We start from the raw sequence: 12,490 nt of genomic DNA on the forward strand, positions 1-12,490 counted from the left end.
ATGACAACACTGAGTCAGGAAGCCTTGCTGGTCAGGGCGGCCCTCGAGGCCCAGGGACTGGAAACCCCCCTGGTTGCCAACGAGCTGGACAGCCAGCAGAAGCGGGAGAAGATCGAAGGCCATATGCGCGCCATCATGGAGACGCTGGGGCTCGATCTGGCCGATGACAGTCTGGCCGAGACGCCGCACCGCATTGCCAAGATGTACGTCAACGAGATCTTCTCCGGCCTCGATTATTCCACCTTCCCCAAGGTGACGGTGATCGAGAACAAGATGCAGGTGGACGAGATGATCATGGTACGGGACATCAGTCTCACCAGCACCTGCGAGCATCACTTCGTCACCATCGACGGGCTGGCCCATGTGGCCTACATTCCCCGCGGCAAGGTGATCGGGCTCTCCAAAATCAACCGTATCGTGCAGTTCTTTGCCCGCCGCCCCCAGGTGCAGGAGCGACTGACCCAGCAGATCCTGCTGGCGCTGCAGACCCTGCTTGGCACTAGGGATGTGGCCATCAGCATCAAGGCGACCCACTACTGCGTCAAGGCGCGCGGGGTGATGGATTCCACCTCCTACACCACCACCACCTCCCTCGGTGGCGTCTTCAAGACCCAGCCCGATACCCGCGCAGAGTTTCTCTCCGGCCTGAAGAGCTGACAGGCAAGGAGACATGGTGCCGCAGCACCGTGTCTCCTTGATATTTCTCTCAATTTTTCCTGCTCGTAGCCCGTCAGTTTCATCGATAAATCTCCTCAAGGGATCGCCCCTCCCGGTCGATATAAGTCGCCATGGCTTGTCTGGCTCTCCTGGAGAGTGCAAGCAAGCCAGCAAGGTGCCTCCTTTCGCTGGCTTTTTGGCCAAAATAGCCTGCCGCTACTGCTGCCGTGGGCGGTCATCTTGTTAACGCGTTCGCTTCGTTCAGGTAGGGACACAGATTGATCAAGGCTGGATGAGCCGCCATGGAGGTGGTGACAGCGAACCGTATCCATACGGTTCAGACGGGCGTTATCTGTTCACTCAAATCCAGGACATGCCATGAATACCATGACCATTGGCAAGAAACTCGCTGCCGGCTTCGCCATGCTCGGCCTGATGATGGCCTTCATCGGTGGCTTCTCGCTGCTGCAGTTTGGCAATATGAACCGGGCCGCCATCGGTTTTACCGACAGCATACTGCCCGCCGTGGTGCGCACCAGCACGCTGGGCGAGACCATCAACACCCTGCGCCGCTATGAACTGGATGTGTTTCTGGTAGCGGCTGATCCGCAGCAGAAGGCCCACTATCGCGATCTTGGCGAACAGAGCCTGCAAGAGGTCGCCAGGCAGGTAAAAGCCCACGATGCCACCATCTGGGCTGAGGATGTGGAAGAGCGCCGCACCTTCGACATCGTCAAGCAGGAGTGGGACAAGTACGTGGCCCTGCACCAGCGCATCAGAGTGATACTGGATGGCGGCCAGTTGGCCGAGGCCCAGCAGCTGTTCATGAGCGAGGGGGTCACCCTCTACACCAATCTGGCCAAGTCGGTGGCGGATCTGATCCGTATCAACCATGGCTACTCTGTGGGCTCCCGTGCTCAGGTGGTGGCGGCATTTGACAGCGCCAAGCTGAGCATCATCATTGCCCTGTTGCTGGGACTGGGGTTGGCGGCCGTGCTCTCTACCGTGCTGACCCGCCAGATCCGCGATCCCTTGGTGATGTTGGCCCGTCAGGCCCAGCGCATCGCAAGCGGCGCGCTTGGCAAGGGGGAGCTGCAGGAGTGGATCCGTGGCAATCGCTTCAAGCGTGACGAGCTGGGTCAGCTCGGCACGGCCATTGACCGCATGCAGGGTGCCCTTGCTGATCTGGTGAGCGAGATCGCCGGCTCGGTGAGTCAGCTCAGCAGCGCGGTGGAGGAGGTGAGCGCCATCTCCGATCAATCTGCCAGCGGCATGGCGCGTCAGCAGAGCGAAGTCTCTCAGGTGGCGACCGCCATGAACGAGATGCAATCCACGGTGAACGAGGTGGCCCGCAATACCACGGATGCCATGAGTGCCGCCAAGGATGCCTCCCGCACCTCGACCCAGGGCAATCAGGTGGTGCGCAGCGCCATCGGCAGCATCGAGGCGGTGTCGGTCAAGATAGAGGAGGCGGGCTCCGTGGTGCAGCAGCTGGAGCAGGACAGCACCAATATCAGCATGGTGCTCGACGTCATTCGCGGTATTGCCGAGCAGACCAACCTGCTGGCCCTCAATGCGGCCATCGAGGCGGCCCGTGCCGGCGAGCAGGGTCGCGGCTTTGCCGTGGTGGCGGATGAGGTGCGTTCGCTGGCACAGCGAACCCAGAACTCCACTGCCGAGATCAGCAAGATGATCGAGGTGCTGCAGGCGCGCACCGCCGAAGCGGGCAGCGCCATGCAGCTGAGCCGTCAGCAGATGCAGGAGAGTGTGGGTCTGGCACGGGAAGCGGGACACAGCATCGATACCATCAACGGTGCCGTGGTGCACATCACCGACATGAACACCCTGATCGCTACCGCTACCGAGGAGCAGAATGCGGTGACCGAAGAGCTCAACCGCAGCATCGTCAACATCCATAACGCGGCTGATGAGAATGCCCAGGGGGCGCAGCAGATCGCTCAGGCCTGCATCGAGCTGAGCAAATTGGCCACCTCGCTGCACCATATGACCCAGCGCTTTACCCTCTAAGAGCGTTTGGCAGATAGCAAAAGGCCCCGTCCAGTGACGGGGCCTTGTTGTTTCAGGCAGTTTTTTGATCGCAGGGGCGATTAGCGCAGCCTAATCGGCCGGTGCCAGACCCTTTATCCGACCATTCAGCTCAGGCCGACGATGTCGCCGTTATCATCGATGTCGATGTGACGATAGGCCGGCAGGCTGCCAAGGCCCGGCATGGTCATGATGGGGCCCGCCAGCGCATAGATGAATCCGGCACCGGCGCAGAGCTTCACTTCGTCGATGGGCACTTCGAAGTCGGTCGGTACCCCCTTGAGGGCGGGATCATGGCTGATGGAAAGCGGCGTCTTGGCCACGCAGACCGGCAAGTGATCCCACCCCTCGGCAGAGAGTTGTGCCAGCTGCTGGCGTGCTTTGTCCGACAGCTGCACCCCGCGGCCACCGTAGCCACACTCCACCAGAGTAGCCAGCTTGGCGTCGAGGCTCGCCTCGTCGGGATAGAGCAGTTTCACGTTGCTAGGTTGCTCACAGGCGGCAACCACGGCGCGAGCCAGATCGCTGGCACCGGCCCCGCCCTGGGCAAAGGCGTTGGAGATGGCGCTGCCACAGGCGCCAGCCTGCATCGCCTCACGGGCCAGCAACGCCAGTTCGGCCTCGCTGTCGGTTGGGAAGCGGTTGATGGCGACCACTACGGGAACGCCGTAACGACGGGCATTGGCGATATGCCAGGCGAGGTTGGCGCAGCCCCGCTCAAGAGTCGGCAGATCCTCACGCAGCAGGCTTTCCGGTAGCGGCTGGCCCGGGCGGATATCGAGCAGACCGCTGTTGGCCTTGAGGCCGCGCACTGTGGCCACCAGCACCACGCAGGCGGGGGTCAGGCCGGATTGGCGGCTCTTGATGTTGAAGAACTTCTCCAGCCCCATGTCGGAGCCAAAACCCGCTTCGGTCACCACGTAATCGGTGAGGCCGAGGGCCATGCGATCGGCGATCACCGAGGAGTTGCCGTGGGCGATATTGGCAAAGGGGCCGGCATGCACCAGCACCGGGGTCTGCTCTGTGGTCTGCATCAGGGTCGGCTGCAGGGCGTCTTTCAGCAGCACCGTCATGGCGCCCGCCACTTCCAGTTGCTCGGCAGTGATGGGCTTGCCGTGGATATTACGGGCCAGCTGGATGCGGCCGATGCGCTGGCGCAGGTCTTTCAAATCGCTCGCCAGCGCCAGAATGGCCATCAGCTCGGAGGCGGCGGTGATGACAAAGCGATCCTGGCGCTCCACCCCGTCGGCGGCGCCACCCTGACCGATGGTGAGGTGGCGCAGGGCGCGATCGTTCATGTCGAGGGTGCGTGGCCAGAGAATGTTGTCTGCATCGATATCGAGCCGCGGCAGGCCGGTTTTGGCGCTGAACTGGTCGCCGAGTTTGCGCTCATGGAACAGGCGGGCATCGAGGGCGGCTGCCGCCAGATTATGGGCCGCCGTCAGGGCGTGAAAATCGCCGGTGAGGTGGAGGTTCATCTCCTCCATCGGCACCACCTGGGCATGACCGCCACCGGCAGCGCCCCCCTTGACCCCGAACACCGGGCCGAGGCTCGGCTGGCGGATGGTGGCGATGCTGGGTTGACCGATATGATTGAGCCCCATGGAGAGGCCCAGCGTGGTCACCGTCTTGCCCTCGCCGAGCGGGGTGGGGGTGATGGCACTCACCAGAACCAGCTTGCCGCTCTGTTCTGGCTGCGACTTGAGCAGGTCGAGGCTGAGTTTGCCTTTGTAGTGGCCATGGGGACTGAGCAGGTTGGTCGGGATGGTGAGGCGCTTGGCCAGTTCATGAATGGGGAGGCGGGGGGAGTGGCGGGAGATCTCGATATCGCTTAGCATCAGCACCTCGTTGGCATGGCGGGCTTAATATGCGGCGCAGTCTAGTGGAATATAATGGGTAATCCAATGACAAAAACGATTTTATTTGGTGGCGGTGAGCAGATGCAGGAGCCTCTTCTACTGGATCTCAACTCGCTCTATCATCCACCCAAACGGCCGCTGACTGCCCTTGGCATTGTCAGTGCGCTGGTGCCCCTGTTTGGTTTTGGCTGGCAGGCGATGACCGAGGATCCGCAAACCCAGCTGCGCCAGGAAATTGCCAAGCGGGTCAACAATCGCCGCAGTGATGAGGCCAACCTCATCCTGATCCTGCAGCTGGCCGCCATGTTCGATTGCCCCGAGGTGACGGTAGCCCTTCCCTATGCGCTGAGCGAACAACAGCTTGCCACCATCCGCACTCGGCTGCCGCGCTGGCAGCTGATCCCGGATGAGCTGCAACTGCGGGCACTCCTGTCCCCGGCAACGCCCGCCAAGGCTTAAGCTTCCCACTGCTGCGGGGCGAGATAGCGCTCCTGCACGAATTCGATAAAGCAGCGCACCTTGGCCGAGACGAAGCGGCGGTGCGGATAGACCGCATAGAGCCCCACCTCGCCCTTCTCCCACTCCGGCAGCAGGCTGACCAGCCTGCCATCCTGCAAGGCTTCTCCGACGATGAAGGTGGGCTGCAATATGATGCCCTGATCATCACAAGCGGCGCGGGTCAGCGCCACCCCGTTGTTGGCGCGCAGCGGTCCCTGTGGCCGGATGCTCTGTTGCTCGCTTTCCCGTTTGAAGTGCCACTCCGGCTGGGTCAGGGTGTAGACCAGACAGTCGTGTTGCTTGAGATCTTCGGGCTTCTCCGGCCACCCCTTGCGTGCCAGATAGCCGGGGCTGGCGCAAAGCTCGACCCGGATGGTGGCAAGTTGGCGCGCCACCAGCGAGGAGTCGCTGAGGTGACCGATCCGCAGCGCCAGATCAAACCCCTCTTCCACCAGCGCAACCCGTCGGTCGCTGTACTCGATATCGAGCTTGAGATCGGGGAAGCGCTCGCGAAACAGCGGCAGGGCGGGGGAGAGGTGGAGGTAGCCAAAGTCCATCGGCACCGAGAGCTTGAGGGTGCCGTTGGGCTGCTGGTTGTGGTGGGTCAGCTGGCTGTGGGTCTCTTCCAGTTCCGCCAGCAGGGCGAGGGAGCGCTGGTAGTAGAACTGGCCTGCTTCGGTGGGGTTGACCTGACGGGTGGTGCGCGACAGCAGCCGGGTGGCGAGCGACTCCTCCAGCTGCTGCATCAGTTTGGAGGCCATGGCCACCGAGATGCCAAGCTGGTTGGCGGCTTTGGTAAAGCTCTGGCACTCCACCACCTTGATGAAGGTGCGCATGGCGGCGATCTGATCCATTTTCCATCCTCAGTAAATAATGAATTTAATGAATCACTGATTATTCATTCTGACGACGAGGTTAGCATGTCAGCCAATGATGTGAACCCCAAGATGAAGGAACGAACGGATGAAAATGAGCAAAGCCCTGCTGGCCTCCTGCCTCTTTATGGCTGCCCCCCTGATGGCGGCGGAGTACGATGTCGACCCGGCGCACACCACAGTGCAGTTCAAGGTGGGCCACCTTGGCTTCTCCGAGCTGGTGGGTCGTTTCAACACCTTCAGCGGCACTTTCAGCATGGATGATGCCAATCCGGCTGCCGCCAAGGCGAGCTTCGAGGTGGATGCTGCCAGCGTGGACTCCAACCATGAGCCCCGTGACAAGCACTTGCGCAGCCCCGATTTTCTCGACGTGAAGCAGTATCCGAAGATGACCTTCGTCAGCTCTGCTTATGAGGGAACCAAGGATAAAGGGGTACTGAAAGGCACCCTGACCCTGCACGGCGTCTCCAAAGAGGTGGCCTTCAATCTGGTGAAGGTTGGTGAAGGCAAGGATCCCTGGGGTGGCTACCGCAGCGGCTTCAACGCCACCACCACCATCAAGCGCAGCGATTTTGGCGTGAACTACATGGTGCCGAACATCCCGGACGAGATGAGCATCAATCTGTTTGTTGAAGGCGTGCGTAAGTAATGGGCGCTTCACTTCTGCTGCAAACCCTGGCGGCTCCTCTGGGAGCCGCTTTGCTGTCGTGGCGCTGGCCACGGCTGGGGTATCTGTGGGGCGCACTGGCGATCTGGCTGGTGGGATCCTTGCTGGGTGGGGCCTATGGTCTGCCGGTCAAGGCGTGGCAGTGGCTGCCGCTCGCGCTGCTGGTACCGGCCATCGCGGTGCAGGTGACCGATCTGCGCGGTTCGCTGCTGCTCTTTGCCGTGGTCGGCGCCCTGATCTGGTGGCAGGGGCTGGCCTCGGTGCTGACAAGCGAGCCAATGATCTGGCTGGCGCTGTTGCCCGCCATCCTCTGGTTTGGCTGGAGCGTCTTGCGCGGTGACAGCCGCGAGGGGCTTGGTTTTGCCCTTGGTTTCATCTGGTTGGCGCTGGTGATCGGTATCGATGGCAGCCTGCTGATTGCCCAGCTGGCCGGCGCCTTGGCCGCCTTCGCCGGTTTTCGGGCACTGCTTGCCACGTTTGCCGGGGTCAACGTGGCCCCTGCCGGTCTGGCGCTGGCCCTCGCTTTCGTCCAGATGCTCGCCTGGCAATATGTGGAGGTTCCGCTGGTGGTTCTGCTGCCGGTCTGGTTGCTGCCGCTGCTGGAGTGGTTATTGCGCGGCAAGGGCGCACCTCTGCGCTGGGGGGCTCTGATCCTGCTGGCTGGGGCGGGTAGCGGACTCAGTCTGTGGCGTGTCTGGCCTGCCGCTTCTTTGTACTGATTTTCGCATGAAAAACAGCCAATTACGGTCATTTTTGCATACCTGCTCATACTCTTGAGATATAAAGATTGAGCCCTCCTATGTGTTTAAGATAAAAAGGATTTTTACTTATCTGGACACACACAGAACCCGGCTGCGCCGGGTTCTGTTTGCTTGCTTTGCAGCACACATTTTGGGGCAAATTAAGGAGGCCACAGTTGCGCAGTCAAGGATCTGAGCATCTGTTTTTTCGCCATTTCACCGGGCAGGGCCGTATCGAAGGTCTCTGCATTCTGCTGGTTACCCACCTGCTTCCTGATCGTCCCCGTTTCATCGAGGCTCTCAGCCAGATTGGCCGTATCGGCGCCATCCTGCCCAAACCCAAATCGGTACACGGCCCGACCTTGGAGTGGGTCTCCCGCCACTATCCGGTCGTACCACTCAATCGCCAGTGGACCAACTGTCCGCAGGGCGTCATCGAGCAGATCGCGCCGCTGGTGGCCCCCCACGAACGCCTGTTGATCCTCGATATCGGTGGCTACTTTGCCACGACTCAGGTGACCCTGAGCGAATACTTTGGCCCCCGTCTGCTCGGGGTGGTGGAGATGACCGAAAACGGCCATCAGCGCTACGAGCAGGAGGTGTTGGCGACCCCGGTGGTCTCGGTGGCGCGCAGTCCTCTGAAACAGGCCGAGGATATCCAGATCGGTCTGAGCGTGGTCTACTCCGCCGAGTCGCTGGCCCGCAATCTCAACCGCACCTTCAACGTCTGCGAGGCGGCGCTGTTTGGCTATGGCAAGGTGGGGCGCAGCATCGCCCGCGACCTGCGCTGTCGCAACCTCCATCTCGGGCTGGTGGAGACCGACGTATTGCGTCAGGTGGAGGCGCTCTCCCACGGTTTTCGTCTCATCAGCAAGTCTGAGGCCCTGAGCCGCGCCGAGCTGGTGATCTGCTCCACCGGCAACGGTTCGCTCGATCTGGCGGATCTGCAACTGCTGCGCCCCGGCACCATGGTCGCCTCGGTCACCTCCGCCGACGACGAGTTTGCCTTCTCGCTGGCCCAGCTCCCCTGGCCGACGGAGGAGGTGTGCCCCCATGTGCTGGCCCTCAACCGGCCCGATGGCACCCAGATCTATCTGCTCAATCGGGGCGAGGCGGTCAATTTCGTCCACGGCGCCGTCATCGGCGAATACGTCTATCTGGTGCTGGCTGAGATCATGGAGGGGATCCGCATGCTGGCCGCCGGTCCGCTGGCGCCCGGCCTGTTCGAGCTGCCGGAGTCCACCATGCGCACCATCGCCCGTTACTGGCTGGCCGACTTCCACGGGGTCGAGCAGTGAGCTACCCTGCTCCCTTTCGATGCCCTTGATGGAGAACCGCATGAGCGACATGACCCTTTCCCCAGTTAAACCGCGGATCGAGATCCGTTACTGCATCCTCTGCCGCTGGATGCTGCGCGCCGCATGGCTGGCGCAGGAGTTGCTCTCCACCTTCGACAGCGATCTGGGCGAGGTAGCGCTGGTGCCCGCCAGCAAGGGGGAGTTCCGCATTCTGGTGGACGGTGTGCTGGTGTGGGATCGGGTGGTCGATGACGGCTTCCCCGAGGCCAAGGAGATCAAGCAGCGGGTGCGCGATGTCATTGCACCCGAGCGGGATCTGGGTCACTCGGATCGCAAACCCGCTGCCGAGTAAAAGCGGCTTGTCGGACAAGATGAGAGAGGGAGGCGCTGGCCTCCCTCTCTTTTTCATTTGTTGCCCGTCAGCTTCGGCTATTCGTCGGTTATCGTGCTGGCGAGGGGGCCGATATAGCGTGCCTGTTTGTGGGGCTTGATGCGACTCACATCGACCCACACCAGGCCATCGATGCAGTGGTTGAAGTCGGGGTCGATGCCAAAGTCCATGAACTGGACTCCGCCCGGTTCGCACAGCTCGGAGTACTGCTTGTAGAGGGTTGGGATGGCGCAACCCAGATTGCCGAGACGCTCCTTGAGTTCCTTGAGGTCGGCGCCGTAGTCAAGACCGGTAAACAGCGCTGGCGTGGCGGGATAGGGGCGGCGAGAGGGGGCGAGCGCCAGCTCGGGGGCAAAGTGCTGGCGGTAAAAGCTCACCAGCAGATCCTTGGCCTGCGGTGGCAGGCTGCCGGAGAGCGACACCGGGCCAAACAGGTAGCGGTAGCGAGGATAGCGGGCCAGATAGGCGCCTATACCGAACCAGAGATAATCGAGCCCCCGTTTGCCCCAGTAGGCGGGCTGGATAAAGCTGCGGCCAAGCTCGATGGCAAGCTCCAGCCGCGGCAGTAGTTTCTCTTCAAAGCCGAACAGGGTGTGGCTGTAGAGACCACCCAGCCCCTTGCTGGCCAGCAGCTCGGCCACCGGCGCGAAGCGGTAGGCGCCGATGATGTCGAGCCGGGCAGGATCCCAGAGTATGAGGTGGTGGTAGTCATCGTCGAAGGGGTCGAGATCCCGTCTTTTGCCCGAACCTTCCCCCACCGCGCGAAAGGCGATCTCCCGCAGCCGACCCAGTTCGCGCAGGATCACCGAGTGGCTCGCCTCGTGGCGGCGGTAGAGGTAGATCCCCTGTCCATCCGGGGTGGTGCCGAGCTGCTCGCAGCGTTCGATGGCCTGTTTGAGCTGGCGACGATCCTCCGGCAGGGCGATGGGGGCTTCGGTCTGCAGTCGTCCCGGCTTGCCGCGGCCAATCCGGTAGAGGTGGCTGCGCACCAGTTTTGCCGCGCTCTTGGGCGGCAGATCCTGAAAGCCGGTGACCGGGATGCGCGCCCCTATGGTGAGTGGCAGGGTCTGCCCCTGCTGGCGAAACAGTTGGCGCACCAGCAGCAGGGCGGAGGTGGGTTTGTTGAGCCAGGAGGCGAGATAGAAGGCGGCGCTGTTGCGCCCTCCCACGTGGATGGGCACCAGCGGGGTGGCGGTGCGTTTGGCCAGCTTGATAAAACCGCACTGCCAGGGGCCATCCTTGATTCCGCCGGGGCCGAGGCGCGACACTTCGCCGGCGGGGAAGATCACCAGCGCCCCCTCTCTGGCAAGATGCTCCCCCATGGCCAGAATGGCCTGCCGGTCGGTCTTGCCCTCCATGTTGTCCACCGGCAGCAGCAGGGGGCGCAGCGGCGTCAGTTGCGCCAGCAGCTGATTGGCCACTATCTTGACGTCCGGCCGGATGCGACCGAGCAGGCGCAGCAATGCCAGCCCGTCGATGGAGCCGATGGGGTGATTGGCAACGATAATGACCCGGCCACTGGCGGGAATGTGCTCAAGCTGCGCCTCGTTCACCCGGCAATCTACCGCCAGCTCCGCCAGTACCTGCTCGACAAAGTCGAGGCCGCGCAGGTGGGGATGGCGCTTGGCAAAGTCGTTAAAGGCAGGTTCGTTGAGCAGCCAGCCAAGGGCTCGTTTGCCGAGGCTGGCCAGCCGGGGATGGCCATTGAGGCGCGGGAAGTGCTGGGCAAACAGGGTATCGATAGTGAACATCTGGGGGCTCCGGCGATCCTTTGCCCCCAGCATGGCGGGTTACTGTTCCCGGCAGATGTCGATGGGATGACAGTTTGATGGCAAAGAGGGGAGCCGGTTAAGCGGCTCCCCTCTTGGTTGTCACTGTGGTGACGATGGCCGGTTTAGCCGCGCCAGGCCGAGGTGAGGCGAACCAGCTCGACCAGGGTGGCGACCGCTTTTTCCATGGATTGCAACGGGATGAACTCGTGCTTGCCGTGGAAGTTGTGACCACCGGTAAAGATGTTGGGGCAGGGCAGACCCATAAAGGAGAGGCGGGCGCCATCGGTACCACCGCGAATGGGTTTGATCTTGGGCACCACGTCGGCGGCCTCCATGGCGGTGCGAGCAAGCTCGACGATATGCATGTGCGGCTCAATTTGGCTGCGCATGTTGCGATAGCTGTCGGTCAGGGTCAGCTCGATGCGTGCCTTGGGATGCTCGGCCTGCATGGCGGCCACCCGGCTCTCCATCAAGGCCTTGCGCTCGGCGAAACGCTGGTCGTCAAAGTCGCGGATGATGTAGTGCAGGCTGCTCTCCTCCACGGTGCCGCTCATCTGGGCCAGATGGAAGAAGCCCTCATACCCTTCGGTGCACTCCGGGGTCTCTTCGGCTGGCATGGCGGCGTGGAAGCGGGCGGCCAGGGTCTGGCTGTTGATCATGCTCCCCTTGGCGGTGCCGGGGTGGACGTTGTTGCCGACGAAGCGGATGTTGGCGCTGGCCGCGTTGAAGTTCTCGAACTCCAGCTCGCCCAGCTCACCACCATCGACGGTGTAGGCCCACTTGGCGGGGAATCGGTCCAGCGGGAAGAGGTTGGCGCCACGGCCAATCTCTTCATCCGGGGTAAAGCCGACCCAGACATCGCCCCGCGGGATCTCGGGGTGCGCCTGCAGATGGTCGATGGCGCTGAGGATCTCGGCGATACCCGCCTTGTCGTCGGCGCCCAGCAGGGTGGTGCCGTCGGTGGTGATGAGGTCCTGCCCCAGATAGTTTTTCAGGAAGCGGTAGTCACGGATGGCGAGCACCTCGTCACCCTTGCCAAGACAGATATCGCCGCCCTGATAGTTCTCGATGATCTGCGGCACCACGTGCTCGGCTTCATAATCGGCGGTGTCCATGTGGGCAATCAGGCCGATGGCGGGAGCATCCGGCTGGTTGCCCGGCAGGCAGCCGGTGAGGTAGCCGTGCTCATCCAGAGTGACCTGGGTCAGCCCCAGCGCTTCCATCTCTTCTTGCAGGGCGCGGGCGAAGATCAGTTGTCCCTCGCTGCTCGGGCAGGCGGGATTGGTCTCGTCAGAGCGGGTATGAAAAGTCACGTAACGCAAAAAACGCTCAAGCAGGGTATCCATTAATCAGCCTCCGGTTGTGAGCGCTCATTTTGCGCCAATCCAGCCCTACCACTCATTGCGTCAGCGCAGGTTTTTCCCATTTTTTGTTTTGGTCCTACCAGCGGGCACAAGCACAGCTGCTGCCGGTTTATTGCGCATAAAAGTCGCCACTTCGGGGATTTTTAATCATGGTTTGCAAGGGGGTGTTTGGCCTGCAAGTCCCGCATCACAAGGGCTGCCTCTTTGGAGGGGGAAACGCGACTCTTTTCAGCGCGCATAACAGGGTGGGGCGATCATGCGCTATCCCAGCCCCCGCCTGCCCGCCAGCAAGATTTGAGTGGCTTATTAAAAGCGGATTTTGA

At 62.0% G+C, this 12,490-nt stretch carries 11 protein-coding genes; 7 read left to right on the top strand and 4 right to left on the bottom strand.

All coding sequences use genetic code 11. The annotated features are described in order from the left end of the window. Positions 1 to 657, top strand: a complete 657-nt coding sequence (gene folE / locus NOM67_RS11130) for a GTP cyclohydrolase I FolE (protein WP_198505948.1) — start codon at positions 1 to 3, stop codon at positions 655 to 657. A 378-nt stretch (positions 658 to 1,035) separates the two neighbouring features. Continuing rightward, on the top strand, positions 1,036 to 2,685 hold the full coding sequence (locus NOM67_RS11135) for a methyl-accepting chemotaxis protein (protein ID WP_255937031.1): 1,650 nt from the start codon (positions 1,036 to 1,038) through the stop codon (positions 2,683 to 2,685). Positions 2,686 to 2,810: 125 nt separating this feature from the next. On the opposite strand, the gene NOM67_RS11140 is transcribed toward NOM67_RS11135, so the two are convergent. Continuing rightward, a complete protein-coding gene (locus NOM67_RS11140; RefSeq protein WP_255937033.1) occupies positions 2,811 to 4,541 on the bottom strand; it encodes a formate--tetrahydrofolate ligase in 1,731 nt (576 codons plus the stop codon). Between the two features lie 66 nt (positions 4,542 to 4,607). Here NOM67_RS11140 and NOM67_RS11145 point away from each other — a divergent pair, with 66 nt between their 5' ends. Next, complete coding sequence (locus tag NOM67_RS11145; RefSeq protein ID WP_203975553.1) at positions 4,608 to 5,021, top strand: hypothetical protein; 414 nt, start codon at positions 4,608 to 4,610, stop codon at positions 5,019 to 5,021. On the opposite strand, the gene NOM67_RS11150 is transcribed toward NOM67_RS11145, so the two are convergent. Beyond that, positions 5,018 to 5,914 (bottom strand): LysR family transcriptional regulator, encoded by an 897-nt coding sequence (locus NOM67_RS11150; protein WP_104014340.1) that lies wholly within the window; start codon positions 5,912 to 5,914, stop codon positions 5,018 to 5,020. The two genes, NOM67_RS11145 and NOM67_RS11150, sit on opposite strands and share 4 nt — an antisense overlap. 109 nt (positions 5,915 to 6,023) lie before the next feature. On the opposite strand from NOM67_RS11150, the gene NOM67_RS11155 reads away from it, so the two are divergent. The 4 genes from NOM67_RS11155 to NOM67_RS11170 all read left to right on the top strand — a co-directional run bounded on the left by NOM67_RS11155 (position 6,024) and on the right by NOM67_RS11170 (position 8,992). Continuing rightward, positions 6,024 to 6,584 carry a YceI family protein gene (locus tag NOM67_RS11155; protein ID WP_041208710.1) on the top strand — a complete coding sequence of 187 codons (561 nt, stop codon included), beginning with the start codon at positions 6,024 to 6,026 and terminating at the stop codon, positions 6,582 to 6,584. After that, positions 6,584 to 7,321 (top strand): hypothetical protein, encoded by a 738-nt coding sequence (locus NOM67_RS11160; RefSeq protein WP_255937039.1) that lies wholly within the window; start codon positions 6,584 to 6,586, stop codon positions 7,319 to 7,321. The genes NOM67_RS11155 and NOM67_RS11160 overlap by 1 nt, the downstream gene beginning before the upstream one ends. A gap of 197 nt (positions 7,322 to 7,518) precedes the next feature. Beyond that, positions 7,519 to 8,640 (top strand): adenosylhomocysteinase, encoded by a 1,122-nt coding sequence (locus NOM67_RS11165; RefSeq protein WP_255937041.1) that lies wholly within the window; start codon positions 7,519 to 7,521, stop codon positions 8,638 to 8,640. A 40-nt stretch (positions 8,641 to 8,680) separates the two neighbouring features. After that, on the top strand, positions 8,681 to 8,992 hold the full coding sequence (locus tag NOM67_RS11170) for a SelT/SelW/SelH family protein (protein ID WP_255937043.1): 312 nt from the start codon (positions 8,681 to 8,683) through the stop codon (positions 8,990 to 8,992). 77 nt (positions 8,993 to 9,069) lie between these two features. Here NOM67_RS11170 and NOM67_RS11175 read toward each other — a convergent pair whose 3' ends face one another. Both NOM67_RS11175 and pepT read right to left on the bottom strand, forming a co-directional pair. Next, positions 9,070 to 10,782, bottom strand: a complete 1,713-nt coding sequence (locus NOM67_RS11175) for a lysophospholipid acyltransferase family protein (RefSeq protein WP_255937044.1) — start codon at positions 10,780 to 10,782, stop codon at positions 9,070 to 9,072. Between the two features lie 143 nt (positions 10,783 to 10,925). Continuing rightward, complete coding sequence (gene pepT, locus NOM67_RS11180; RefSeq protein WP_255937045.1) at positions 10,926 to 12,149, bottom strand: peptidase T; 1,224 nt, start codon at positions 12,147 to 12,149, stop codon at positions 10,926 to 10,928. Positions 12,150 to 12,490: the final 341 nt, after the last annotated feature.

The organism is Aeromonas sp. SG16, assembly GCF_024436135.1.
GTDB classification, from domain to species: domain Bacteria; phylum Pseudomonadota; class Gammaproteobacteria; order Enterobacterales; family Aeromonadaceae; genus Aeromonas; species Aeromonas jandaei.

What these genes read in the sequence shown, in the direction of transcription:
- NOM67_RS11155 (WP_041208710.1), top strand. Translation starts at nt 6,024, where the DNA reads ATGAAAATGAGCAAAGCCCTGCTGGCCTCCTGCCTCTTTATGGCTGCC.
- NOM67_RS11140 (WP_255937033.1), bottom strand. Translation starts at nt 4,541, where the DNA reads ATGCTAAGCGATATCGAGATCTCCCGCCACTCCCCCCGCCTCCCCATT.
- NOM67_RS11170 (WP_255937043.1), top strand. Translation starts at nt 8,681, where the DNA reads ATGAGCGACATGACCCTTTCCCCAGTTAAACCGCGGATCGAGATCCGT.
- NOM67_RS11160 (WP_255937039.1), top strand. Translation starts at nt 6,584, where the DNA reads ATGGGCGCTTCACTTCTGCTGCAAACCCTGGCGGCTCCTCTGGGAGCC.
- pepT (WP_255937045.1), bottom strand. Translation starts at nt 12,149, where the DNA reads ATGGATACCCTGCTTGAGCGTTTTTTGCGTTACGTGACTTTTCATACC.
- NOM67_RS11135 (WP_255937031.1), top strand. Translation starts at nt 1,036, where the DNA reads ATGAATACCATGACCATTGGCAAGAAACTCGCTGCCGGCTTCGCCATG.
- NOM67_RS11145 (WP_203975553.1), top strand. Translation starts at nt 4,608, where the DNA reads ATGACAAAAACGATTTTATTTGGTGGCGGTGAGCAGATGCAGGAGCCT.
- NOM67_RS11150 (WP_104014340.1), bottom strand. Translation starts at nt 5,914, where the DNA reads ATGGATCAGATCGCCGCCATGCGCACCTTCATCAAGGTGGTGGAGTGC.
- folE (WP_198505948.1), top strand. Translation starts at nt 1, where the DNA reads ATGACAACACTGAGTCAGGAAGCCTTGCTGGTCAGGGCGGCCCTCGAG.
- NOM67_RS11175 (WP_255937044.1), bottom strand. Translation starts at nt 10,782, where the DNA reads ATGTTCACTATCGATACCCTGTTTGCCCAGCACTTCCCGCGCCTCAAT.